This is a genomic window from Zavarzinella sp. (genome assembly GCA_041399155.1).
In the GTDB taxonomy this organism is placed as follows: Bacteria; Planctomycetota; Planctomycetia; order Gemmatales; family Gemmataceae; genus JAWKTI01.
On sequence record JAWKTI010000003.1, the window covers coordinates 227,630 to 252,131 of the forward strand.

The window sequence follows — 24,502 nt, forward strand, 5'->3', positions numbered from 1 at the left end:
TAAGTAGCCTCCCACCAGCAGTGCACGCGGGCCAAAAATGAGAAATTTCACATAAATCAAGTGAAGACGCCTGCCAAATTGATTATATATCAATAACTGATTGATAAAGCATTTTGTTGTAGCCTTCTCGAACTGTTGAAGGAGAGGCCTGATGGCAAAAAAGCGGAAATCTACCCCTGGGCCCTACCTAAAGGTGATGGAAATTCTCCGCGATCGCATCACCGATCCAGACAGTTTCCCTTTCAGCCTGCCCGCAATCAGGTCGCTGACAAAACTGGAATTTCATCCCAAAGTAACCTTTCTGGTGGGGGAGAATGGTTCTGGTAAATCGACAATTCTGGAAGCGATCGCCATTGACTGTGGGCTGAATCCGGAAGGTGGTAGCCGCAACTTCAACTTTGCCACGCGGGCATCCCACTCGTCGCTCGATCAATACATCCGCATTGGGAAGACAATTGCCAATCCTGGAGATAGCTACTTTCTGCGGGCAGAAAGCTTCTTTAATGTAAGTACCGAAATTGAACGGCTTGATGAGGAACCGGGTAGCGGTAGGATTATCGATGCATACGGTGGCAAATCGCTCCATGAACAGTCGCACGGGGAATCGTTTTATGCACTGTTTGAGAACCGGTTTCGAGAAAATGGCTTATACCTGCTGGACGAGCCAGAAGCCGCACTTTCGCCAAAGCGACAATTGGAATTTCTTGCATTACTTCATGCCTACCTCATTCATGGTGGGCAGTTTGTGATTGCAACCCACTCGCCAATTATCATGGCCTATCCCGAAGCCCGCATTTACCTGTTGGACAAGGAAGGCATTCGTGAAGTCGCCTACACCGAAACCGAGCACTATTTGATTACACGTGGTTTTCTGAAAGATCCCCAGAGTACGATGAAAGTTCTGTTCGAAAAGCAGGAGAAGCCCGTAACGGATGAACACGAATCGGACAACGAACACTGACAGGCCTCAATGAAATGACATTCGTACGAATATCAGTGTTCCACGTGGAACATTTTCGACACTCGTACAACTGTCAGATTTTCGTCCTTTGTGCAAATTTTGCAAGCTGGCGTTGCACCAATGTGCCTCTTCTGGTATGGTGAAGGTGTTTCAGTTCGATGAGATGGAGACCACCGAAGATGATGACCACGATTTTAGTTGCGACCGCAATGACGCTCGGTGCACCTGCCATAAAACCTAAAAACACCGAAACCGGGCCAGGTTACCTGGGGGTACAGTTCATTTCCGAACCCGATGGGATGCGGGTTTCTACCATCCAGCCAGGTGGGCCTGCACAGAAAGCAGGTTTGCTGCCCAACGATCTGATTACCAGATTCGACCGGGTGGAACTGAAAGGAATGGAAAACGATGCCATCATTAAAGTGGTGGCGGAAACTCCCATCGGCCGCACGGTGGAAGTAGAATTGCTGCGGGGTTCTGAAAAAATGACCGTCAAAGTGAAAGTAGCTGGGCGACCGGCAGATTTTGAAACCCTTCGGCAGCCACGTCAGGAATTAGTACCCATCCCCTGACAGTTGTTTCAAACACTCAGGTGATGCATTTTAAGGCAGGTCCGACATCAATCACCTTCCATCAGCATGTGATCTGCTATTAATACCCAAACAATCATGAAAAAATGAAATTGCTTTCATGATTTTCCCCAGTTTGTTTGTTCGATCTGATTCTAACAGATTGCAGCGGAAAGCAGTATGAACACTTTTTGCTGTGGGGATAATCTGTAAAAAAAACGTGTTATCTTTTCGGAAAATTGGAACAATGGCAGAAAAACCACGCAAGAACCCCAAAAATCCCATCGATGCGAAACTGCCCGAAACCACGATGAATCGATTGCTGGGGCCGGTGCAGCGGTTTATGCACGTCCAGGCTGCCAGCGGAATCGTCCTTCTGATCTGTACCGTTACTGCACTGGTGCTGGCTAATTCGCCGTATGCAAAAACTTTCATCTCGATATGGAAAACACCGATTGAATTTTCCATCGGCTCATTTCACATTGCGGATACTGTTGGCCACCTGTTAATTAATGATGGCTTAATGACCATCTTCTTCTTTGTGGTGGGCCTCGAGGTCAAACGGGAAATTATTGCCGGCGAACTTCGTGACCCACGAAAGGCACTGCTGCCCATTGTTGCGGCCCTGGGTGGGATGGTGGGGCCCGCACTGGTTTATCTGGCATTCCAATATGGCGAGCCAGGCGAACGCGGCTGGGCAATTCCGATGGCCACCGATATCGCTTTTGTGGTTGGGTTTCTGGCTTTATTCGGTAAGCGGGTGCCGTTCGGCCTGAAGATCTTTCTGCTGTCACTGGCGATCGTCGACGACATCGGTGCGGTGCTGGTGATAGCCACCGTCTATACCAATAAAATCGCAATGAGCTGGCTGCTGGTTGCTGCTATTGGCTTTGTAGTCACGTATTCACTGAATCTGTTGGGCGTTCGGCGTGTGCCCGCCTATATTGTGGTGGGTGCTGTGATCTGGCTGGCATTTCTGAAAGCAGGCATCCACCCCACTGTGGCCGGGGTGATGCTGGGTTTAATGACCCCATCCAGTGCCTGGCTTGGAGATAAAACTTTTTCCGCAGTGATCGAGGAAGCATGGACCCGCATGCGTGGGGGAGATTACACGCAGACAAAATCCTATGAAGAAATGGAGCGGATTGGTTTTGCACTTCGCGAGTCGGTTTCTCCGCTGACGCGGTTGGAAACCATCCTGCATCCGTGGGTCGCATTTGGCATTATGCCTTTGTTTGCGTTATCGAATGCCGGAGTGACATTCAACTTCAGTCTGCTAAAGGAACCCGTGGCCATTGCCGTGGCGGCAGGACTGGTGCTTGGCAAACCTCTGGGAATTATCCTGACGGCATTTATTGCTGTGAAACTTGGCCTGACCAGACTGCCAGCAAATGTGAACTGGCTGATGATGATCAGTGCAGGCTGTCTGGCTGGGATTGGCTTTACAATGTCGCTGTTTATTAACGGTTTAGCGTTCAATCCAGCCGAATTCCCATCATTTCAAAGTGCAGGGAAAATTGGCACGATGACTGGTTCGCTGATCAGCTCTCTTTTAGGCGGGACCTTATTGGTGGTTTCAATCTATCTGATTAAAAAGAAAGCCCCTGCAGCCAAAACAGAAAATGACTGATCTCAGTCTCTTTTCCAACTAAAAACTTATCCCTGGTTTCCTGTGCTTCTCACCCACATAATCGATCTTCGACAGAGTCGGCAACGAAATAGCCCATATCGAGATTGTTTTATTCGAAGTACGACATGTAGCAGAGTAAAGACATGGATCAGGAATTGCTTCTTATCCACTTCGCAAGTCTGCTCAATCGAGAACATTATTATCTCTGAGGTGCAGGATGTTTCGATGGTTCCGTCGACAGTTGGCAGCCCCACGCTTGGCTGGTCAAACCGCAGGTGAGTGGTATGTATTGCACCGTTCGTCATACAAACTGGACACGACTGTTTGGGACTTACTGGCACAGGCGGTTTTAGAGATTACTTCGCGCGAAGGTTCTGGAACAACACCTACCTGCCTTATTGATGTTCTTGTCACAGATGCCACCGAAGTCGCGCGATGTGTAGCAGCAATTCAGTTGAGTACGGACCCTTCGCCAGAAGCTGAGACAGCACTTATCGCTGCACTTCAGGATGAATCGGAACTTGTGCGACGCACCGCAGCCGAGTCACTGTTCCGGCTCGGATCAGTACGCGGTTTGGCTGCGGTAGTTGGCGGATCCCGACATGGGCATGCTGTCCGAACACATGCAGCGTTCAAGCTGGCAAATTTGAATTCAGGCGAGGCAAAGGAAGCACTGCCCGCCTTGATGGTTCTGTTGCAGTACCAGGACATTAATTGGCGAACGCACCTAGCTGCAGTCGCGGCATTGAAAAAGATCGGCGATGCAGCGATACCAGCCCTGGTGAATGGACTTCACAAGGGTTCGCCTCAGATGCGAAAGTATGCAGCGATCGCGCTCAAGGAGATGGGCAAGACGCCTGACCTACTACCAATGATCGACGAAGTGATTCGCAAGGCGGGATTGTCAGGCATTGATGAAGATTCTGAAATGATCGGGCACTGAACGGGTGCCGCAATTGAGTATATTCTTGATTGTTTTAACGTAGCACGGGCGTCCCGCCCGTGGGAAAAACTGGTTCGATCGTCGGTCGGCACTTTTGAGTCCCAATTCATATAATACAAGAAAGTTATATAACCAACACGGAATAGATATGAGTGTGTTACGCTGGTTTACCCACAATGTTGCCGACACTGCCGCGGGCACCCATGCCGATCTGCAGCCAGTGGTGGTGCACGTGCCGCCAGCCGAGCTGGTAACAACAATCGTCGCTCAAGTGGGTGCGATGCCGCGTTGGCACGTCGAAAGCAGCACGGAACAGCAGATCCACCTGACGCGCAGAACAAGGCTGTTTCGTTTCATTGATGATATTTTTTTAACAATTAGCCACCACGAGTCGGGGGCACTTGTCCATTTCCGAAGTAAATCCCGTCTGGGGAAAGGCGACCTCGGCCAGAATCGGCGCAACATCCTGCAATTGATTGCCCACCTGAAACCCATATTACTAGAGAAATGAACGTATTAGTGATTGGAAAGGGTGGGCGGGAACACGCTCTGGTCTGGAAGCTGTCGCAATCCCCTCGCGTCGAAAAAGTATTCTGTGCACCCGGTAATGCTGGCACCGGCATCGATGGGATTAATGTGCCCATTGATACGAACGAATTTCAAAAACTGGCCCGCTTCGCCAAAAAAGAAAAAGTCGGCCTGACGGTCGTTGGTCCGGAAGACCCATTGGTCGGTGGGATCGTCGACTTTTTCCGGAAGGAAGGTCTGCGGATCTTTGGCCCCACTCAGGAAGCTGCCCGCGTGGAAGGCAGCAAAGTCTTCTGCAAGCAGTTAATGCGTCATGCGGATGTGCCCACCGCCGATTTCAAAGTGTTCGACCACCCCGATGCCGCCAAGTACTGGATTGATACCCGCGATTATCCCGTGGTGGTGAAAGCAGACGGCCTTGCTGCCGGCAAAGGCGTGGTGGTGTGCAAAACCAATGCGGAAGCGAAGCAGGCCATTGATCGCATCATGGTCAAGGAAGAGTTTGGCAGTGTTGCAGGCCGCCAGGTGGTGGTGGAAAAACGACTGGAAGGGGAAGAACTGAGTGTTCTCGCGTTGGTTGGTGGGCGTGGCATTCTTTGCCTCCCACCCAGCCAGGATCATAAGCCGGCGCTTGATGGCGACCTTGGCCCCAATACCGGTGGCATGGGTGCGTATTGCCCCGCACCAATCGGCACGCCGGAATTGATGGCGAACATCGAAAAAGAAGTGTTTGTACCGTTTGTTCACGCGATGAAGCGGAAGCGATTTCCGTTTAACGGCCTGCTGTACGGTGGGTTCATGCTGACGAATCAGGGCTTTCGCACGCTTGAATTTAACGCCCGCTTTGGCGATCCGGAAACCCAGCCACTATTGATGCGGTTGAAATCGGATCTGCTCGACCTGCTGGAAGCGGTCGTGGATGAAACGCTGGATACCCTTGATGAATCGAAGGTGGTGTGGGATCCCCGCCCAGCAGTGTGCGTGGTGCTTGCCAGTGGGGGCTATCCCGGCCGATACGATAATGGCAAACCGATTACGGGGCTGGATGCTGCCGCCCAGATTCCCGATGTAAAAGTATTCCATGCAGGCACACGCAGCGATTCTGGCCGCACACTGACGGATGGTGGGCGGGTTCTGGGGGTGACCGCTCTGGGTGATACGCTGGCCGATGCCAAAGCACGAGCCTATGAAGCGGTGGCGAAAATCAAGTTTAAAGGGATGCAATTCCGCACCGATATTGCCGATAAGGCACTGAAGAAAGAATAAGTGGTTTGTTCCCATGGTTGAACGTGCTGATGCATTGACGCGGTTCATCATTCTGCCCGAAAATGTCTCGGCACACGAAACGATTCTTCATCTTGCCGAATCACTCTCGTCCGATCATGATTTTCCGCTGGTTTACATTTTTGGTCCACCTGGGACTGGCAAAACCCACCTGGGCTATGGTCTGACGGAACGGGTGCAGGCAACCTTGCCCGGTAGTTCGATTCTGCAGATGCCCGCCAACGAGTTCAGTCAATGGAAGCAGCTGCCACTGGGGGAAAGGCAACATTTTCGTAAACACTTACTGGATAACGACTTACTGATTATTGACGATTTGCAGCACCTCCCACTGAAGGTGGGGAATGATTTAGCCTTATTGTTGGACAAACGTGCGAATCGTGCCCGCCCCACGGTGCTGCTGGGCAATGGCAGATTGGGCAATCTGGATATTTCAGGAAGACTGAGTAGTCGTCTCCAGGCTGGTTTAATGGTTGAAATTGCCCCACTGAGCCTGGATAGCCGCCTCGAATTGGCCACACAACTCTGTCTGCAGCGGAATTTGCGGGTCGACAGCGACCTGTTTCCATGGCTGGCCCGCCATCCCGGTGGGGCCCGTGGCATGATCAGCGACATTCGGCAACTGGAACCACTTGCCAAATCCCATTCGGCCCCACTGACCCTTGCTGTGGTACAGGGCCACCTGAACCAGATGGGGGTGCCCGATCTGGAACAAAAGCCCCGCCTGCCACAGGTGCTGAAACTGACTTCCCACAAATTCGGGGTGACGCTGAAAGACCTGCAAGGGCCCAGGCGGCTGAAAAATATCGTCTGGGCAAGGCAGATCGCGATGTACCTGGCACGTCAGGTGGGGTGTACCTTCATGGAAATCGGCCATGGCCTGGGTGGTCGCGACCACACCACCATCATGCACGGGTGCGACAAAATTGCTGAGAAAATTCTCATCGATCGCCAGTTCGCACTGGAAATCAGAAATCTTCTCGCCCAGCTACCGGGCAAACAGAGCTGAAATGATAGAATTTGGGAAATTGTAGCACTTTCGGAATACTAACTCATGACTTGTTTTTCCGAAAGTTTATCGGGCTGGTCGGTGGGGGAGAGCGGCACAATATTTTTGCTTTCGCAAGAAAAAACTGCCCGCCGACTTGCCAAGTCGGGAATGGTTCGCATAATTTTGAGATACACTATCGATGAAACCATAAATATTTGATGAGCATGGGCGGGAGTCGATAAACCGGTAGAGGCGTTGAGGCGAATTTATGTCGATCACGAAGGAACGGAAAACGGAAGTCATTGCACAATACAAGCGCGCCGAGAATGATAGCGGCTCGCCAGAAGTACAGGTTGCAATATTGACGTCGCGGATCACCCAGTTGACGGACCACCTTCGTTTACACAAGAAAGATTTCGCATCTCGGCGTGGATTGCTGAAGATGGTGAGCAGACGTAACGACTTACTGAAGTATCTGCAGAAGAAAGACCGCGAGCGTTATCTCGCACTGATTCAGTCGTTAGGCCTGCGGAAGTAATAACTGTGCCGCCGGTGCGGCACTTGAAATTCACCAAATCTTCTTGCTCACTCCACTTTGCCTTTCAAAGCTGGTTTTCGTAACCATTCTATGCCGCACGTAAGTTCTACAAGAGGTATTTCAACTTGGCCGTTACTCAGGTTCAGCGTCAAATCGGTTCGGGAATTCTTTCACTTGAAACAGGAAAATTAGCCAAGCAGGCATCCGGTGCGGTGGTGGTTCGCTATGGCGATACCATGTCGCTGGTTACTTCTGTTGAAGGCAAGGTTCGCGAAGGGATTGATTTCTTCCCACTGTCCGTGGAGTATCGCGAACGCCTCTCATCCGCAGGTCGATTCCCAGGCGGTTTCATTAAGAGGGAAGGCCGGCCGAGTATCAAGGATACCCTCACCTCTCGTCTGATTGATCGTCCGATCCGTCCGATGTTTCCGCCGGATTATTTCAACGAAGTGCAGATCATTGCCAGCACTCTGGCAGCAGACACTCAGAACGATCCAGATGTGTTGTCGATGATCGGTGCCAGCGCTTCGCTGCACATCTCGCACATCCCCTTTTTGAAGCCCACCGGAGCTGTCCGGGTGGGTCGAATTCAGGGCGAACTGGTGCTGATGCCCACCCACGATCAACTGGAAGTCAGCGATCTGGATATGATTGTTGCTGGCACCCGCGACGTGATATCGATGATTGAAGGGTTCGGACGCGAATTGCCGGAAGAAGAGATGGTTGCGGCGATCATGTTTGCCCACAAAGCGATCGTCGAAATCATCGACCTGATCGAAGAACTGCGAGACAAAGCAGGATTGGGCAAAAAGGCAAAGCCAGCCGCACCTGCGAAAAACCCACTGACCGACATCTTCATTAAAAAACATGCTACCGAGTTGAAGAAACGCAAGCTCAACAAGGTGAAACTCGATCGCTATGCCAAGGTAGATGAGTTCAAAACAACACTGAAAGAAAAGTATCTGCCAGCTGAAGGGGCAGAATATACCCCCGCACAGTTCTCCGCAGCCTGGACCGCACTGGAAGAGAAAGTATTCCGCGACCTGGCACTGGGTGGGCAGCGGCTGGATGATCGTGAACCTGCACAAATTCGTCCCGTTTCGTGTGAAGCGGGCATCCTGCCTTGCGTGCACGGTTCTTCGCTGTTCCAGCGTGGGGAAACTCAGGCACTGGTAACAGTGACGTTAGGTACCGTGCAGGATGAGCAGAAAGTAGAAGGCCTGGAAGGGGAATACAGCAAGAAATTCATGCTGGATTATAACTTCCCACCATTCAGTGTTGGGGAAGTGAAACCGATTCGCGGCCCAGGCCGTCGTGAAATTGGCCACGGGATGCTGGCAGAGCGTTCGATGAAAGCAGTTCTGCCACCGAACAACATTTTCCCATACACCGTGCGGATTGTTTCCGACATTCTGGAATCGAATGGTTCATCGTCGATGGCCACCGTTTGTGGCAGCACACTGGCATTAATGGATTCCGGCGTGCCAATCAAACGGCCTGTTGCAGGTATTTCGATTGGTCTGGTCAAGGAACCAAAAAAATTCGTTCTTCTGACTGATATTCAGGGCGATGAAGACCATTATGGTGACATGGACTTCAAAGTTGCTGGTACCCAGCGTGGGATTACCGGTATCCAGCTCGACCTGAAGATTGAAGGGATTACCGAAGAAATTCTGCGTGCCACTCTCGAACAGGCTCGGATTGGCCGGATTGAATTGTTGCGTACGATGTTGAGCGTTCTGCGTCGACCACGTACCGAGATCAGCCGAAATGCCCCACGGTTACTGCAGGTGCGGATCAGCCCAGAGAAAATTGGCCTGCTGATTGGCCCAGGTGGGAAGACGATTAAAGGGATTCAGGAAGCAACTGGTGCCAAACTGGATATCGACGATGATGGTACCGTCTATATTGCCCACATGGATGCCGATGGTGCCGAAGCCGCCAAATCCAAAGTCGAAGCACTGTGCGAAGAAATTCAGGTGGGGAAGGTTTACACTGGCAAAGTGGTTTCGATTCGCGATTTCGGTGCCTTCGTGGAAATTGCCCCAGGCAAAGATGGGCTGTTACATATAAGCGATATTGACCATTTCCGTGTGAAAAAGGTCGAAGATATCCTGAAGGTGGGCGATTCTGTTCAGGTCAAAGCAATTTCCATCGACGATCAGAACCGAGTGAAACTGTCCCGTAAAGCCCTGATCACGCCACAGAATTAGTCTTTTCACCACGTCCATTACTAATTTTTTACCACCGCAATGGCTTGATGAGCCAATTTCCTCATCGCGGTTAACTGAATTATTTTCCCCAGTTGTCAAAGCTTCTGCCGTAATGGCAAGGAGAGCCACCTGGTGGTTGTTACATGTTGATTTTAGGATCGATAGAAAGGGAAAAACTGATTTCCACCTACGTTGAAAAGCCGGTTATTTGTGCAACCGTCGCAGTGAAAGTAGAAGTGAATTGTTGGTTACAGCATTGCCTGAATGTATGACCTGGATCAATTCGCTTGGTTCATTCTTAGACCTGCAGTAGGCACGAAGTGCCTAAGCATGTTTCTGTAGAGCTTCAAATGAAAACCAACGAAACAAGGGTCAAGTTGAAGTGGCTTTATCCTAACAAAAGATGTAACAAAACACTGGTACTCGATTTTCAGATTGCAGAAGGGCTGGAAACATATCCCCGCACAGATTCAGACGGTTGATGAACAACCGTCATGACGTCTCAGGCGGGTTCCAGGGTGATGCGCCACAATCAGGTGCTTCGAACCAGAAAACTAAACTAATTCGCTGATTGGTTTTCCTTCACTGATCATTGGAATAGGTCGACCCGACTGATCGGTAAAGTGCTGATCCTGCGGAATGCCCAGCACATGGAACACGGTCGCCATCAGATCCTGTGGGGTGATCGGTTTCGATTTTGGTACTTCTGCTTTCGCAGTCGATTCACCCACGGCCTGGCCCATTTTTAACCCCCCACCGGCAAGTGCCAAAGTGGAAAGTGGGGCCCAGTGATCGCGACCGGCATTTTTATTGATCCGTGGGGTGCGGCCGAATTCACCGGTAACAACCACCAGAACATTATCCTGCATGCCACGTTGGGCGAGATCACTTACCAGGGCACTGACGGCGTTATCAAGTGCGACGCCCCGCGTTTTGAGGCCGTTTTCCAGCTTGCCGTGCATGTCCCAGCCACCGTAGTTCACGGTGACGAAACCAGTACCTGCTTCCACCAGCCGACGAGCCATTAACAACTGCTCGCCAAGCCCTTTCCCATAACGGGCCAGTGTCTTTGCATCTTCATTTTTGATATCAAAGACTTCTTTCGCTTTGCCCGCAATCAAATCAATCGCCTGGGTTTCAAAGCTGTCCAGACCATTCATCATGCCCGATTTGTCAATCTCGCGGCTGATCGTATCAAACCCTTTCAGCAGGTCTTTGCGATCATCCAACAGTTCATTCTGAACCTGTAGCACCATATTTTTGCGTGCGTTGCCGGAAACATCAAACGGTGCGTAGGTTTTGCCCAGCCAGGCGGGGCCGTCGAAGCCGATATTGTTCAGTCGCACGTAGGTGGGCAGGCCAGTTGGGGCACTGATACCGCGATGCCGGGCCGCAATTGAACCCAGGCCGGGGCGAGTGCTGCTGCCACCATTCCCTGCCGATGCCGAATTGTAACCTGTCATCACCCAGTGGGTGCCACCACCATGGCTGGAGTTTTTATGGGCGAACGAACGCACAAAAGCGAACTTTTCTGCTATTTCCGCCATCTGCGAGAACGAACCACCCAGTTCCAGACCGGGGATTTTCGTTTTCACGGAACCGGTCATGCTGCGATATTCCACGGGTGCGTCCATTTTCGGATCGAACGTTTCCACGTGGGTGGGTCCACCACTCAGCCACACCCAGATCACGGATGTATTTTTGCTGGAACTGCCAGCAACGGTTGAAGCGGCACGAGCCCGCAACAGGTCTGGCAGGGTTAATGCACCCATGCCGAGGGCACCAATGCGGATAAAATCGCGACGACTGGTTCCTTCGCAGTTGGTATGGCGACTATTTGTCTGGAGTGTCAACATAGTACATCGACCTTATCGGTGAGAAAATGGGATTCGATCCCGGCGTGATGATCAAACAACTATTTGAAACTACCCTTGATTCGGTGGCATGTCAATAGTTAATTAGTATTTTTTCAGATTTCTCTGGATATGGGAAAGGCAGTACGATCGGCTAATCCGACTTTTGAGCTATGACAGTGCACTTGATCGGATGAAGTGTCAGCCCTGCCAATGTTACCCCTGCCAAAGTTGTTTCCAATGATAAGATTGCCAACAGAGGCAACCATACCCACGAAATGCAAACGGATTGGAACGGTACATGGCAAAAAAGAAGCTGAATTATTCCTACGAATTTCCACGCCCAGGCTTTGCCACAGATATTGTGCTGATTACTTTGGAACGTAATCCCAGGGTATTGCTGATTCAACGCAACGCAGAACCTTTTGCCGGCATGTGGGCGTTACCAGGCGGATTTGTGGAAGAAAACGAGCGAATTGTTGATGCTGCCCGCAGAGAACTGCAGGAAGAAACCGGCCTGACCGGAATCGAGCTGGAGCAACTGCACACTTTTGGCGATCCCGGACGGGATCCCCGGGGCTGGTCGATCAGTGTGGCTTATCTTGCCCGCGTCCATCCGAAATTACTCAAACCCAAGGCCGGGGATGATGCTTCTGCTGCTGAATGGCATCCCTTACGCAAACTGCCCCCACTGGCGTTTGATCACCACGATATTATTCAGCGTGCAATGGTTCGGATGCAGGACCGTGCGGATGGGTAAAGCGTGGCTGAATCGGACAAGGACAATTCATTGCAACTGACCAAATCTTGCGAGATGATCGACTGCCTTCAGCATTTTGGGAATGCGAAACTCGCCAGCCATCTGTTGGATCAACTTCCCTGCGGTCAGATAATCAATTCCAATGCTGGTGACAAACAACGGCCGTTTGCTGCCCCCACGGATCACTTCTGCTGCGTGGATGGTTTTCTGGTAGCGATTTTTGGCAATTCCGATCGTCACTGCACCTTCAGGCAGGAAACTGTGCAGGTAGCTGCCCAGACCAGGTCGGCCTTCAGCATCCAGAAAACAATAGGCATCGATCAGAAAGTAGCTGACTTCAGCTGGAATCTGCGGCAGTAATGCCAGAAGTGGCTGAAGTTCCCGCTGATAGAATTTGCCTGGTTCATACTCGCCGTACTGCTCGACTTCTACCACAACGCTACTGTGGGGTTCCATGTCATGCCAATCATGGAACAGCAAGGCCGCCCCGCGGGCAAAATCGGGGAAATACTGCACATCGAAACAAGCAATCATTGCCTGGCTGGATTTTGGGTGCTGCCTGCGAAAATGAAGCCAAACACCAAAAAAACGAAAAAAATGAGAATGCTTCTCATCATTCGCCGGGTTGGCGGCAAAGCGTAAAAAACTGGATTCCCGCCTTCGCGGGAATGACGATCAGCTTTATAGATCAACTTCGTAAACAAATGGATGCCCTCTTTCGCGGGAATGACGATCAGGTTGAATAACGGTTTAATGGCGAATGGTTGAGTTTTCTCTGGATTCCCGCCTTCGCGGGAATAACGATCAGGTTGGATAGTAGTATACAGGTGAAAAATTGAGTTTTCTTGCTAAAAACCGAAAACTGGAAACCCTCACCTGCCGCCACCGCCGCCGCCCAAGCCGCCAGTGCCTGAGCCGCCACCTGTTGCCCCAGGCAGTGGCGTACCTAGTATACCACATACACCAGGCTTGGGCGGCCACGCTCCATATCAAAGAATAGCTGTAGGTGAGAATGAGCTAAGTCAGGCGATTGTCAACGCACGGAAAATCCGTGGCGACCGCTCAGGTCAAAACTGGCTCGCATTCAAAGTTAAGGGAGATGACACAATCCATGTAATTCGAAGTAAGGGAGGCGTTCATTCAGAGCGGAGATTGAAGGAATGGCTTGAATTGAAGGGAATAGAAAAGAAGAATCTTGAGTCATTCTTCTCAGAACGAGGACCATGTACTTATGCTGGTCGTGGAGGGTGCCAACGATTTATGACCGAGAATTTCCCTGATGCCAAAGGCTATTATCTGTTTGAGTATTTTGATGAAACAACACGATCCGCTTCCAGGTCAGACTTTGGGAAATATGTTCGAAGAATCTTCAACCCGAACCTTGACTAGATGGACACAAAGAGAGCGAAGAATATGAACGAAACGAAGTGGGAAGCATCAGCGTTAGCGAATTCTAACATTAATGAATCTGACGCTGAGTATTTGGCGACACACGGCTTACCTAATCTGAAGCATGACAACTTGGAATTCGCTGTTGATCAGTTGGGAACGCAGCCAGAAGGGACAGATTGTCATCAAGTAGGGACATACGGGATTCTCAATGACGTTCCGTTGTATGTTCGAGAATCAACTGCGGGAGTGTGGTCAATTGACGAAGATTCAAACGAATTCATTCTTGTGAATTCGTCTGTACGATCGTTTGCTCAGTTTGTTTCCTTGAGAGAAAGATATCTTCTGGACATGAATAAATTGCTACCTGCAAAAGTGCAAGAGCAGTTTGTCCTGGCCATAAAGGCTGCAATGGAAGACATTGATTCAGCCGCATTTGGCGAGAGTTCCTTGTGGGGGCCGTTCATAGACGACATTTGTAATCAAGTAGCCTTCTACGAAGAAGAGTTTTAGACATTGCTTAAACGCTTTTCACCTCCTCCAACTCCCTCCTAACCGCCTTCACAACCCGACGAATCCGAAAAACTGTAAGACTTCCTAACTCTACACGACCCACCAATACAGAAGAACTAGTCTCCGACACGAGGCAATCGTAAACCGCCACCCCAAGCTCACCGACTTTCTGCATGATTTCGTCCCGTAGCAATGCTTGGCTCTGATCTTGGCTTATGGCTCGATCGTGAGAGGTGAGGGGGAAGGTGGGAACGTATTTTAGATTCCCGCCTTCGCGGTAATGACGATCAGGTTGGATAGCAGTTTATAGGTGAAAAATTGAGTTTTCTTCCTGGATTCCTACCTGCGTGTATGACGGTTGACTTCATAATCTCTTTGCGCCATGGCAGCTTTGCATGAGATCGATTAGAGAAATTCCCATTGTTGAGCTGCGGGCGATAATTTGGTGTGCGGTTCGATTTTTCCAGACAATTCCCAGCAACCGATGGAGTGAGGCTGGGAAAAACAGTTTGCCAAAAGAGATTTGAGTTCAACAACAAAAGGATTTCAGTTCAACAAAATCAGTTAGCGGTGCCATGAACAGGCACAGATGGGTGATTTTGAATTACTCGTCGTCTTCGTCTTCTAACTCTTCTTCGTCATCGAAATCGTCTTCATCATCGTAATCATCGTCGTCATAATCCTCATCATCCAGATCGTCGTCTTCATCATCGAGTTCATCTTCGTCGATGTCATCGAAATCTTCATCTTCGAAGTCGTCGTCTTCATCATCGAGATCGTCTTCATCCTCGAAGTCTTCATCTTCATCGTCATCCCGTGCCACCAACGTGTCAGAGACGATCAATTTCCACCATTCGTTCGCATCCACTGATGCCAACATAAACTGAGAATTCGTTTGCATCCTAACTCCCCTCGTATATTTCACCAGTTCCGAGTCGCTTGCCGCACCTGCGGTGCCAACCCCAACCATATATTCCCACGATGTTACGAATGTTGTGGGTTGCAGATCATTGGGAATAGATCCCAGGTTCTTGCAAACTCGATCAACGTAGACGCTTCTTAGGGATGAACGGAATTACTGTCAAGCGAACTTTTTAGAAAAATTTTTGCCTGCTACAACAAACTGTAGGAAGTGGTACAATTCCCACAAAATCAGGCGATTTGAAACGCGAAACAGGCACAATCGATTGGAAGTGGGAATAAATTCTTAAAATTGAGAAAACAGAAAGGACTAAGAGACAAAAATCAGTGATTGGCTATATAGCCGATTTGCTATTTAGTAAAATAGCGTCCGTTTGCTGAATCCCAGTGCGGAGAACGCACCTTGGGCAATTTCCCCACTGCCCGTAAAATCATCGACCCACTTCCAGCGGTAATCCAGTTCCGAACGGGTCAAAAATTTTCGAACACCATCTGTATCAGTGATCGTAAAGGTATCGGTGGTAGCATCATAACCATTGACCACCACATAGTGCATTGCACCAACGTTGCCAAATGGAATCCCAATTTTGCCCATCGAAACCAGCAGAATTACTGGTTTGCCCTGCTGAATTAAGTCCACAATCCGGTTTGTATTCGATTCTGTTTCAATTCGGGAATCTGGTTTCCAGTGCCTCATTGTATCGAGCATCTGACTCGTCGGAGTGCCAAGTTTCAGCCAGGAAATCAGGTTTCCATCGTATCGGGTGAATGATCGTACTTCTTCGTATGTAGCGTTTATCCCGTATGCCCGCAGTAGCCGTGCGATCGAATTCGGGCCGCAACTCCAACTGTCATTCTGTGGAGAGCCACCTGGTACCGTGATGGTTAGTTTTTCGATACCAATACCCGGTTGACCAGCAAAAACAGTTGCAGTATCTGTTCCATAAAAACCATCGATCGTATCAGTGCGCGTGATTGCCACAAGTGTATCATCACCATAATTACCGTTCAGATGGTTGGTTAGACCTGCATTTCCTTTCAAATAGTCGTTACCAAACCCTCCATCGATCACGATTTCTGCAACACCCATATTGTAACTGGCAACAGCAAGTGAACTCAGATTGATGTAATCATCGCCACTGAGTGCAAATATCTGCTCGATTCTATTAAGGCGGTGCCAGGGGACATCGTTGTTTGCATAACTAAAATCTTCAAATACAAGAGCATCGTTGCCAGATGTCAGCCAGAGTCTATCGTTTCCAGTGCCGCCATCGAAGATATCATCGGATCGGTTTTTTCCGCTTCGCATCGTATCGAAGTGGGCCCCCCAGATTCCATCAACAAAAAAGTACATCTGATCATCGCCAGCATCACCAGAAAGCCGATCCTTTCCCAATCCTCCGTTCAACAAATCGTCGCCACTGCCCCCTGATAATTCATCATTGCCACCTTCACCGTATAAGTAATCATTCTGATCCCCACCATACAGTTTGTCATGATCATCCCCAGCGTAAAGGCGGTCTACTCCCGATCCACCGTAGAGTTGATCGTTACCAGAATCTCCATATAGAAAATCATTATCCCCCTCGCCAAACAAGCGATCATCGCCAGTGCCACCTCTCAGTGTGTCATTTCCATTTCCGCCATCCAATGTATCGTTACCGCTTTCTCCACGTAGTTGGTCGGAACCACCTTGCCCACTCAGATAATCGTTGCCGCCACCACCGATGATAATATCATTGCCATCGGGCAGAAGCGTTGCTCGTTCCAGCCAGTTATATGGCTCCACCAAGGTAAATTCGTTGGAAGCATACATCGTTTCTGTGATTGCAACTGCACGATCATCTCCATACAGAAAATCATCTCCGGTGCTACCGGTAATTGTGTCGTTGCCTTTCCCACCCCAGGCGTGCAGGGCGATATTTTTGTTTGCTGTGGAACCGGGGACATTATTGAGAGAAATCACATCATCTCCCGCTTTCCCGTAGACTTCAATCCGGTTCACCATTTGGGAAGAAATGACAGTGCCTGTATATCCCAAGATCGTACTACCTTTGGAAATACTGGTTTGGCTGGCACCATTGAGGAACAACACTCCATTCTGTTGGACGATCTGTGCGGTATCATTTCCAGCGGTGCCATTCATTGTTAAGACACCAGTTGAAATATCCAGGTTTGCCAGAAATGCAGGTACTTCTCGAGTTTCCAGTTGTTCCACATTCAGATTGAATTGTTTTTTCTGACCGTTCATTTTCGTTCTCTCTTTCAATTTCAGATTTTTTTGAAACCGTCTTCGAAAGGATCAGCGAAAATGTTGGTGTTATTCCATCAGGCATCGGAAAAAAATTCTGATAAATTTTCTCGCTGTGATTTTTTCTGTGGCCGGAATTTCTTGCTCCTGCCAAATTTCCTGCCAGTCGAATCTGGCACAACTTCCATTGAAACTCCCGAATTCTCGTCGTGGGGACGGATTTCGTTCTACGTTAAAAACTGATAATGTTGTTGGCTTTAGGGTTGAGGTATTCCCTTTGCACCCGATACTTGAAGACTCGACCGACCACGCACCAAAGCTTGCTAAGTCAAGCCATGTACCGGTGCGTCATGCACCCCCCATTGTTCCTCACCTGCAACAGGTGAAAAACTACGATGTGCTGACCACCATCGGACGTGGGGGCATGGGTGTCGTCTACAAAGCGCGGGATCGCCGCACCACACAGTTAGGGGCACTGAAAATGATCATTGCTGGTCGCTTTGCCAGCCCTGCCAGCCAACTTCGCTTCTGTCGGGAAGCGGACGCACTCGCCAAACTGGATGATGCCAACATTGTTCGCCTGCTGGAAACCGGCGAAGACAATGGGACACTCTTTTTAGCATTAGAATATGTGGAAGGCACCAATCTGATGGAACTGGTGCAGGGAAATCCCCAGCCACCAGTGGGGGTTGCCCGTCTGGTTGAAGTGCTGGCGCGGGCGATTTCAATTGCCCACAATGCCGGAATTTTGCACCGCGATTTAAAGCCCACCAACATTATTGTGAAAAATCCGAAGGTGCCGCCAGCGAATCTGGAAGAGATCTATCGCATCGCTTCCGGCTTGCATGCGGGGCCATATACACCATATGGCGTGCCGAAAATCATCGATTTCGGGCTGGCAAAATCGGGCGATGAGCAATCACTGACAGCTGATGGCTCTGCCATTGGCACGCCAATGTACATGTCGCCAGAGCAGTTTAACATCCGTGCGGATCGGCCAATTGGCCCCACATCCGATATTTATTCGCTGGGTGTGATCATGTACGAGTTGCTGACAGGCAGGCCACCCTTCCTGGGCAACGACATGCAAATGATGCTGAAATTGAAGTTGACCCACCAGCCGGTGCCTCCATCCCGCCTGATGCCAGGGATTTCGCCAGATCTGGATCGCATTTGCATGATCTGTCTGGCACGCGACCCTGCAGACCGTTTTCAGAGTGGGGTAGAACTGGCAGATGCGCTGCACCAGTTTCTGGAAGGATTTGATTTGCGTCCGAAACCACCCGGGCAGTTGCAGCAAATAAAAAACTGGTTCAAAAACAACTGGTTGCTGGCAAGCATGTCTGCAGCACTGGGCTTGACCACCGCAATGCTGGTCATGCAGCGGTTCATGCGGTGAAAATGAATTAATTCTAATTTTTAATCATTGATTAATAATTGAACTGTAACTGGAAGCGTAGAATGTGGCCCTGATACTGACCATAGGGCACCACTCCTGGTGTATCGATCGCTCTGGTATTGGTGCGGTCGGTAATTGTGTACATTGTGGTGAATTCCAGCCATTTCGAATATTGCCATTCCACACCGAGATCCCATTCATCAATTCGAGAATACGGCGCATTACGTGCGGACTTGTACCCGCCCTGGAAGTAAGACCATCGCACAAATGGTGTCCATGTACCGCAATCTTCTACGTCGAACATGTACATGGTTTGGAGATAGCCACCGGTCAGCGATCGCACTTCCACCCGTCGCTGATCGTCACTTAAGGCGGGGCCGCGACCCACGTTCCATTCAGCCTGAAAGCCGAGTGGTTGAGGATAAACGATGAAAGTACCACCGACGCGTTCATCTCTCAGTCCTGCACGGTTCGAACGTTCCAACGTACCTTCGGGACGAATCGAAGGCCCCACACCTAATGCTCGGATGGATGAAGAAAGCACGGTGTATTTGCCGGTATAGGCTTGAATCCCGGCTTCAACAATCTGGCCGTTATCAAATCGGTAGGGGATCTGCAGTCGGGTGACGATATGCAGATTATCGTTCTGTTCCTGGAGTGCCCCACCCTGCCCGTTGTAGATCCCAATTCCGAAGACACCATAGTTTCCCGAACCTTTTAAACCAGAAGATACAAATTTGAAGATTTCCTGTGCATATTCCGGAGTCCAGTAATAGAAAACGCCAATATCACGTTCATTCTTAGTTGCAGAATTGAAGGCATCGTTTCGATCAAATGCCAATCGGTTAGAACTCGATTGCAGGTTTTCCCACCCATATGGCACTTTGGATTGGCCCACACGGAAACGATGAACTTTATCCTGTGTTAAGTATACATCAGCGTATAAGTCCCGTAGCTGAGCATATTCGTTTGAATCCAACGAACCCGGTACAGTTGCAGCAAAATCGGGCTGAAAATAGAAGGATATATGTTCTGACAAATCACCATAAAAAATTAATCGTGCACGCCTGATGAGAAAATTCTGATTTTCGCCTATGGAGGCATCCCCATCGTGAAATGGTTGAGCAGAGGTAACATCAGTGAGAAACGGGAAACTACTGCGAACCTGGGTATATCCCCGAATTTTCAGCTTGTCATACCATTCTGAAGCTTTTGATTTTTCTGGAGATTTTGGCAATTCAACTTTGGGCTCCGTGGGAGGAGGCAGAATCACAGATTCTTTGGGCATTTCCTGTTTTCCTGAATCACCCGTTTTTGGTGATACCGGTGGCAACACAGGTACGATTGGTTGCTCAGGAATTGGCTTGATCGCACCTGGTTGAGGAGTTACCTCAATCGGCATCGGAGTGACAGGTGGCCGTTCCAGAACCGGAAAAGGATTATTTCCACCGCTTGTGGGTGGAAAAACAGGGGCCTTTGGCTCAACAGGATCTACCTGAACAGGTAACAATGTACTTTGCGCCTGTACAGAAATGCTCCAAGCAAGCATCGCACACAAGACAAGTCGAGAAATCGTGTACATCACTCTGTGTACTCAGTAAGAGGTATCGAGGGCTGAATTGATTTACTATCGGCAATAAAATGCACAAACTTTAACGGCTGTAGCGGTTTTAACGGGGCGCAAAGCGGGAAAAATGATACCTATTGACCCCAAATCAGTGTGAAAAGACAGTGCAAAAGATTACAGGAACGATGTTTATGCCAAAAATGAGGGAATCTTCATCCTTATGCGACTTAGAATGTGGAACTTACGCCACTACATTCGACAGAGTGCCGATTTCAGCCAGGTGAATGGAAACGTGGTCGTTCGCTTGCAGCGTAAATTGATCAGGTGGCACAATTCCGGTGCCTGTCAGCAATATTGCCCCACGTGGGAAGCTCAGTTCCTTATATAACCAACCGATTAACTCTTCCGGGGTGCGGACCAGCATATCTAAGGTGGTGCTGCCAGTGAAAACCGATTCCCCACCACGCTGGATGGTCAGTTCGATCGAAACAGATGCCAGTTCCGGGAAACCTTCCACCAGTGCGATCGTGGGACCAATGGCACAGGAACCGTCGTAAACCTTTGCCTGAGGCAGGTAAAGTGGGTTTTCACCTTCAATATCCCGCGACGACATATCGTTACCCAACGTGAAGCCTAAAAGCTTTCCCTGGGGAGAAATGACTAACGCCAGTTCGGGCTCTGGCACGTTCCAGGTGGCGTCTTTGCGGATACGCACTGGTTGGCCAGGATCGACCACACGCCACGCGGGTGCCTTCATAAACAATTCGGGGCGTGGTGCAGTATACACTTTGTCGTAGAACTGAGCCGCACCGACCGATTCTTCTTCGCGGGCGATTTTGCTGCGTTTGTAGGTGACCCCTGCTGCCCAAACTTCCTGATCAACGATCGGTGCCAGCATTTGTGCTGCGGAAAGTGGCACACTAACAGGTGCATCTGCATAGGGTGAAAATTCCGCACCACTTAAGGTGCCCAGCAGAAAACTTTCCGCAAGTTCTGTGGCCACCGTGCAAATGCCATCCGCCTTCAGGAAACCAAATTGTGGGGCAGAATCCGCTGTGCGAAACTTGCACAGTCGTGTAATAGCCATGGTGAATCCAATTTGTATTGTGATATAGCAATATTGCTAATGAGATAGAATTGCCATATTGCTATTTTGAAACGTAAGCAGTCTGTTATTTATTCAACTGTCCAGAGGTCATCGTTACGGAACAGTTGATCGAGATCACCCGCACCCCGTTTCTTGATGACATCTTCAAGTTGTTTTTCCACCAACTGATCGTAGCTGGGTTCAGTAATTTGTCGCAGCACCCCAAAGACTTCTGGAAAGGCGGGGCAGCTGAAGCTGCTCAGCATGTAATGCAGTGCCGGATTGGTGGTGTTTTCATCGTGCACCAGAATGTCGTCAAGCGCACAGTCCTTACCGATCGTAACTACTTCTGGCGTAAGGCCGTTCAGCCGAATACCCTTGTTGCGATCTTTGCCAAAGATCATCGGCTTGCCATGTTCGATATACAGGGCGTTATCCGATTTAATGGTCTTATCGGTGACGTACTCAAACACGCCATCATTAAAAATTTTGCAGTTCTGGTAGATTTCAATGAATGCCGACCCTTTGTGGCTGGCCGCACGCTGCAGGATGCTGGTCAGATGGTTGGGATCCACGTCCAGAGTGCGTGCAACAAAGGTGGCTTCAGAAGCCAGTGCAAAGGTCAGGGCGTGCACGGGGGAATCGATCGAACCGGTGGGGCTGGACTTGGTTTTAGTTCCCAGCCGCGATGTGGGCGAAAACTGGCCTTTGGTCAGACCATAAATTTCGTTGTTGAACAACAGCACCTTGATGTCCACATTGCGTCGCAGTGCGTGCATCAGGTGATTCCCACCGATCGAAAGGCCGTCGCCATCACCAGTAACCACCCACACCATCAGGTCGGGTTGGGCCAGTTTCAGGCCGGTTGCAAAGGTGGGTGCTCGTCCGTGAATCGTGTGGAAGCCAAACGTGTTCATGTAGTAGGGGAAACGACTGGAACAGCCGATCCCGGATACAAACACGATTTTTTCACGTGGCTTGCCAATGGTGCTGAGTGCTTTTTTCATCTGGGCGAGAATGGAATAATCGCCGCACCCGGGGCACCAGCGTACTTCCTGGTCGCTGGCGTAATCTGCTGGTTTGAGGGTTTGTAAACCTACGGTGGCCATGATGCTCTGTATCTTTTCTTGCGGGAGCTAGTAGCCCCCTTTGCCTTAGGGAGTAAGGGTTTCTGTTTTCGGTTACGTTATTGCAGTATTTGTTCGATGGCACGTTCCAGTTCTGCAACCAGGAACGGCTTGCCCTGAATTTTGTTAAATCCTTTCGCATCAATCAGATAAATGCCTCGCATCAACAGTAACAGTTGGCCGGCATTCAGTTCGGGCACAAGAAACTTCTTGAACTTTTTGAAGATTTCCGGCAGGTTGCTGGGCATCGGGTTCATGTAGCGAATATGCACATGGCCCACTTTAGTGCCTTTTCGGCGAGCTCTGGCGACTGCAGTGGAAACAGAGCCATAGGTGCCACCCCAACTGATCACCAGCAGATCACCTTCGTGATCGCCTTCGACAGGTTGATCGGGGATCGTTTTGGCAATGTTGGCCACTTTCTGGGCACGAGTACGCACCATATGTTCGTGGTTGCCCGGTTCGTAGTTCACATTACCGGTGACATCCTGCTTTTCGATCCCACCGATGCGGTGTTCGAGGCCAGCAGTGCCTGGAATAGCCCACGGACGGGAGAGATGCTCATTTCGCTTGTATGGCAGGAAACGGCCTGGTTCTTCGGCACCGTTTTCGTGCATCTGGCCATTCGCCCCACCATTCGGTTCGGTGGGGTGGGTAATGGTAATCGTTGGCAGTTCGCTGGCGCTTGGAACCGCCCAGGGCTCTGCACCGTTGGCAATGTAACCATCAGACAGAATGAAGGTGGGGACCATGAACTCGGTGGCAATCCGCACTGCTTCGAAAGCCATCGTGAAGCAATCTGCTGGCGATTGTGGTGCCACAATTGCCACGGGAGATTCACCGTTTCGACCGTAAAACGCCTGCAACAGGTCGGATTGTTCCGTTTTGGTGGGTAAACCAGTGCTGGGTCCGCCACGCTGCACGTCAATAATAATCAGGGGCAGTTCCGCCATTAACGCCAGGTTAATCGCTTCTGCCTTCAGACAGACCCCGGGTCCGCTGGTGCCCGTAATGCCAATTGCCCCGCCATAGGAGGCACCGATCGCGGCACCCACAGCGGCAATTTCGTCTTCAGCCTGAAAAGTTTTAATGCCGAAGTGCTTCATATCCGCCAGGAAGTGGAGAATATCGGAAGCTGGGGTAATTGGGTAGCTTGAGTAAACCAGCGTCTTGTTCGACTGCTTTGCTGCGGCAACCAGGCCCATCGAGAGTGCTTCGTTGCCGGTAATCTTCCTGTAGACGCCCGGTTTCAACTTGGCTTTCGCCACGCGGTATTGTACAGGCATGGTTTCTACGGTTTCGCCGTAGTTGTAGCCTGCTTTCAGTGAGCGGGAGTTGGCCTCAAGCACATCGATCTTTTTGGCGAACTTATCGCGAATCCAGCCGAGGGTTGGCTCTAATGGTCGTTCAAACATCCAATAGACCAGGCCCAATGCAAAGAAGTTTTTGCACCGGTCGGCATCACGTGGGCTAAGATTGCACTCTTTCACCGATTCGCGGTTCAGGCGATCGACTGGCACCAGCACCACGCGGTATTTTTTCAGGCTGCCGTCTTCCAGTGGATTAACGGTATATTTGGCCTTTTTCAGGTCGTTGGCACCAAAGGAATCTTCATTAATAATGAGGATCCCACCATCCTGCAGGTCACGCAGATTGGTTTTCAGTGCGGCGGGGTTCATCACCACCAAGCAGTTCAGTTCATCGCCCGGAGTGTGAATGTCAACACTGGAAAAGTGGAGTTGGAAGCCGGAAACACCTGCCAGGGTGCCGGCAGGAGCGCGGATTTCGGCGGGAAAGTCTGGCAGGGTGGAAATATCGTTGCCAAGGATCGCCGAAACGTTGGTGAACTGAGTTCCGGCCAACTGCATACCGTCGCCGGAATCGCCTGCAAAGCGGATGGTGATCGATTCGACTTCCTGAACAGTACGCTCGCCGCGGGGGGAGGCGGTCGCGGTCATTTTCGTCACCTCATTTTCTGTCT

General features: G+C 50.2%; 22 protein-coding genes. 13 read left to right on the forward strand and 9 right to left on the reverse strand.

Features of this window, described 5'->3' with window-relative positions; genetic code table 11:
* Positions 1-151 precede the first annotated feature (151 nt).
* The 9 genes from R3B84_15045 to pnp all read left to right on the forward strand — a co-directional run bounded on the left by R3B84_15045 (position 152) and on the right by pnp (position 9,654).
* Positions 152-961, forward strand: a complete 810-nt coding sequence (locus R3B84_15045; GenBank protein ID MEZ6141886.1) for an AAA family ATPase — start codon at positions 152-154, stop codon at positions 959-961.
* A gap of 179 nt (positions 962-1,140) precedes the next feature.
* On the forward strand, positions 1,141-1,533 hold the full coding sequence (locus tag R3B84_15050; protein MEZ6141887.1) for a PDZ domain-containing protein: 393 nt from the start codon (positions 1,141-1,143) through the stop codon (positions 1,531-1,533).
* Positions 1,534-1,777: 244 nt separating this feature from the next.
* Positions 1,778-3,160 carry a Na+/H+ antiporter NhaA gene (gene nhaA / locus R3B84_15055; GenBank protein MEZ6141888.1) on the forward strand — a complete coding sequence of 461 codons (1,383 nt, stop codon included), beginning with the start codon at positions 1,778-1,780 and terminating at the stop codon, positions 3,158-3,160.
* A 217-nt stretch (positions 3,161-3,377) separates the two neighbouring features.
* A complete protein-coding gene (locus R3B84_15060; GenBank protein ID MEZ6141889.1) occupies positions 3,378-4,103 on the forward strand; it encodes a HEAT repeat domain-containing protein in 726 nt (241 codons plus the stop codon).
* A gap of 148 nt (positions 4,104-4,251) precedes the next feature.
* Positions 4,252-4,614: a DUF1499 domain-containing protein gene (locus R3B84_15065; protein ID MEZ6141890.1), complete on the forward strand. Its 363-nt coding sequence runs from the start codon at positions 4,252-4,254 to the stop codon at positions 4,612-4,614.
* Positions 4,611-5,897, forward strand: a complete 1,287-nt coding sequence (gene purD, locus R3B84_15070) for a phosphoribosylamine--glycine ligase (GenBank protein MEZ6141891.1) — start codon at positions 4,611-4,613, stop codon at positions 5,895-5,897. The genes R3B84_15065 and purD overlap by 4 nt, the downstream gene beginning before the upstream one ends.
* Before the next feature lie 13 nt (positions 5,898-5,910).
* On the forward strand, positions 5,911-6,921 hold the full coding sequence (locus R3B84_15075; GenBank protein MEZ6141892.1) for a helix-turn-helix domain-containing protein: 1,011 nt from the start codon (positions 5,911-5,913) through the stop codon (positions 6,919-6,921).
* Between the two features lie 250 nt (positions 6,922-7,171).
* Positions 7,172-7,441, forward strand: coding sequence for a 30S ribosomal protein S15 (gene rpsO, locus R3B84_15080; protein ID MEZ6141893.1), 270 nt, complete (start codon positions 7,172-7,174; stop codon positions 7,439-7,441).
* Between the two features lie 125 nt (positions 7,442-7,566).
* On the forward strand, positions 7,567-9,654 hold the full coding sequence (gene pnp / locus R3B84_15085) for a polyribonucleotide nucleotidyltransferase (GenBank protein MEZ6141894.1): 2,088 nt from the start codon (positions 7,567-7,569) through the stop codon (positions 9,652-9,654).
* 554 nt (positions 9,655-10,208) lie between these two features.
* Here pnp and R3B84_15090 read toward each other — a convergent pair.
* Complete coding sequence (locus tag R3B84_15090; protein MEZ6141895.1) at positions 10,209-11,510, reverse strand: DUF1501 domain-containing protein; 1,302 nt, start codon at positions 11,508-11,510, stop codon at positions 10,209-10,211.
* A gap of 298 nt (positions 11,511-11,808) precedes the next feature.
* On the opposite strand from R3B84_15090, the gene R3B84_15095 reads away from it, so the two are divergent.
* A complete protein-coding gene (locus R3B84_15095) occupies positions 11,809-12,267 on the forward strand; it encodes an NUDIX hydrolase (protein MEZ6141896.1) in 459 nt (152 codons plus the stop codon).
* Positions 12,268-12,294: 27 nt separating this feature from the next.
* Here R3B84_15095 and R3B84_15100 read toward each other — a convergent pair whose 3' ends face one another.
* Complete coding sequence (locus R3B84_15100; protein ID MEZ6141897.1) at positions 12,295-12,801, reverse strand: endonuclease V; 507 nt, start codon at positions 12,799-12,801, stop codon at positions 12,295-12,297.
* On the opposite strand from R3B84_15100, the gene R3B84_15105 reads away from it, so the two are divergent.
* Positions 12,801-13,013, forward strand: a complete 213-nt coding sequence (locus R3B84_15105; GenBank protein ID MEZ6141898.1) for a hypothetical protein — start codon at positions 12,801-12,803, stop codon at positions 13,011-13,013. The two genes, R3B84_15100 and R3B84_15105, sit on opposite strands and share 1 nt — an antisense overlap.
* Here R3B84_15105 and R3B84_15110 read toward each other — a convergent pair.
* Positions 13,001-13,189 (reverse strand): hypothetical protein, encoded by a 189-nt coding sequence (locus R3B84_15110; GenBank protein ID MEZ6141899.1) that lies wholly within the window; start codon positions 13,187-13,189, stop codon positions 13,001-13,003. The two genes, R3B84_15105 and R3B84_15110, sit on opposite strands and share 13 nt — an antisense overlap.
* 491 nt (positions 13,190-13,680) lie before the next feature.
* On the opposite strand from R3B84_15110, the gene R3B84_15115 reads away from it, so the two are divergent.
* Positions 13,681-14,169 (forward strand): SUKH-4 family immunity protein, encoded by a 489-nt coding sequence (locus R3B84_15115; GenBank protein ID MEZ6141900.1) that lies wholly within the window; start codon positions 13,681-13,683, stop codon positions 14,167-14,169.
* 604 nt (positions 14,170-14,773) lie between these two features.
* Here R3B84_15115 and R3B84_15120 read toward each other — a convergent pair.
* Together R3B84_15120 and R3B84_15125 are read right to left on the reverse strand one after the other, a co-directional pair.
* Positions 14,774-15,070 (reverse strand): hypothetical protein, encoded by a 297-nt coding sequence (locus tag R3B84_15120; GenBank protein MEZ6141901.1) that lies wholly within the window; start codon positions 15,068-15,070, stop codon positions 14,774-14,776.
* A 375-nt stretch (positions 15,071-15,445) separates the two neighbouring features.
* Positions 15,446-17,341: a C39 family peptidase gene (locus R3B84_15125; protein MEZ6141902.1), complete on the reverse strand. Its 1,896-nt coding sequence runs from the start codon at positions 17,339-17,341 to the stop codon at positions 15,446-15,448.
* 277 nt (positions 17,342-17,618) lie between these two features.
* Between R3B84_15125 and R3B84_15130 the strand changes: the two genes are divergently transcribed.
* Complete coding sequence (locus tag R3B84_15130) at positions 17,619-18,740, forward strand: serine/threonine-protein kinase (protein MEZ6141903.1); 1,122 nt, start codon at positions 17,619-17,621, stop codon at positions 18,738-18,740.
* 31 nt (positions 18,741-18,771) lie between these two features.
* Here R3B84_15130 and R3B84_15135 read toward each other — a convergent pair whose 3' ends face one another.
* The 4 genes from R3B84_15135 to R3B84_15150 all read right to left on the reverse strand — a co-directional run bounded on the left by R3B84_15135 (position 18,772) and on the right by R3B84_15150 (position 24,479).
* Positions 18,772-20,322 (reverse strand): porin, encoded by a 1,551-nt coding sequence (locus tag R3B84_15135; protein MEZ6141904.1) that lies wholly within the window; start codon positions 20,320-20,322, stop codon positions 18,772-18,774.
* 226 nt (positions 20,323-20,548) lie between these two features.
* Positions 20,549-21,394 carry a fumarylacetoacetate hydrolase family protein gene (locus R3B84_15140; protein ID MEZ6141905.1) on the reverse strand — a complete coding sequence of 282 codons (846 nt, stop codon included), beginning with the start codon at positions 21,392-21,394 and terminating at the stop codon, positions 20,549-20,551.
* Between the two features lie 89 nt (positions 21,395-21,483).
* Entirely contained in the window at positions 21,484-22,503 is a 1,020-nt protein-coding gene (locus tag R3B84_15145; GenBank protein ID MEZ6141906.1) for a 2-oxoacid:ferredoxin oxidoreductase subunit beta, read from the reverse strand.
* A gap of 77 nt (positions 22,504-22,580) precedes the next feature.
* Complete coding sequence (locus R3B84_15150; GenBank protein MEZ6141907.1) at positions 22,581-24,479, reverse strand: 2-oxoacid:acceptor oxidoreductase subunit alpha; 1,899 nt, start codon at positions 24,477-24,479, stop codon at positions 22,581-22,583.
* Between the last annotated feature and the right edge of the window lie 23 nt (positions 24,480-24,502).

Coding starts and splice junctions, on each gene's coding strand:
- R3B84_15045 (MEZ6141886.1), top strand. CDS start 152: ATGGCAAAAAAGCGGAAATCTACCCCTGGGCCCTACCTAAAGGTGATG.
- R3B84_15050 (MEZ6141887.1), top strand. CDS start 1,141: ATGATGACCACGATTTTAGTTGCGACCGCAATGACGCTCGGTGCACCT.
- nhaA (MEZ6141888.1), top strand. CDS start 1,778: ATGGCAGAAAAACCACGCAAGAACCCCAAAAATCCCATCGATGCGAAA.
- R3B84_15060 (MEZ6141889.1), top strand. CDS start 3,378: ATGTTTCGATGGTTCCGTCGACAGTTGGCAGCCCCACGCTTGGCTGGT.
- R3B84_15065 (MEZ6141890.1), top strand. CDS start 4,252: ATGAGTGTGTTACGCTGGTTTACCCACAATGTTGCCGACACTGCCGCG.
- purD (MEZ6141891.1), top strand. CDS start 4,611: ATGAACGTATTAGTGATTGGAAAGGGTGGGCGGGAACACGCTCTGGTC.
- R3B84_15075 (MEZ6141892.1), top strand. CDS start 5,911: ATGGTTGAACGTGCTGATGCATTGACGCGGTTCATCATTCTGCCCGAA.
- rpsO (MEZ6141893.1), top strand. CDS start 7,172: ATGTCGATCACGAAGGAACGGAAAACGGAAGTCATTGCACAATACAAG.
- R3B84_15090 (MEZ6141895.1), bottom strand. CDS start 11,510: ATGTTGACACTCCAGACAAATAGTCGCCATACCAACTGCGAAGGAACC.
- R3B84_15095 (MEZ6141896.1), top strand. CDS start 11,809: ATGGCAAAAAAGAAGCTGAATTATTCCTACGAATTTCCACGCCCAGGC.
- R3B84_15100 (MEZ6141897.1), bottom strand. CDS start 12,801: ATGATTGCTTGTTTCGATGTGCAGTATTTCCCCGATTTTGCCCGCGGG.
- R3B84_15115 (MEZ6141900.1), top strand. CDS start 13,681: ATGAACGAAACGAAGTGGGAAGCATCAGCGTTAGCGAATTCTAACATT.
- R3B84_15120 (MEZ6141901.1), bottom strand. CDS start 15,070: ATGCAAACGAATTCTCAGTTTATGTTGGCATCAGTGGATGCGAACGAA.
- R3B84_15125 (MEZ6141902.1), bottom strand. CDS start 17,341: ATGAACGGTCAGAAAAAACAATTCAATCTGAATGTGGAACAACTGGAA.
- R3B84_15135 (MEZ6141904.1), bottom strand. CDS start 20,322: ATGTACACGATTTCTCGACTTGTCTTGTGTGCGATGCTTGCTTGGAGC.
- R3B84_15140 (MEZ6141905.1), bottom strand. CDS start 21,394: ATGGCTATTACACGACTGTGCAAGTTTCGCACAGCGGATTCTGCCCCA.
- R3B84_15145 (MEZ6141906.1), bottom strand. CDS start 22,503: ATGGCCACCGTAGGTTTACAAACCCTCAAACCAGCAGATTACGCCAGC.
- R3B84_15150 (MEZ6141907.1), bottom strand. CDS start 24,479: ATGACCGCGACCGCCTCCCCCCGCGGCGAGCGTACTGTTCAGGAAGTC.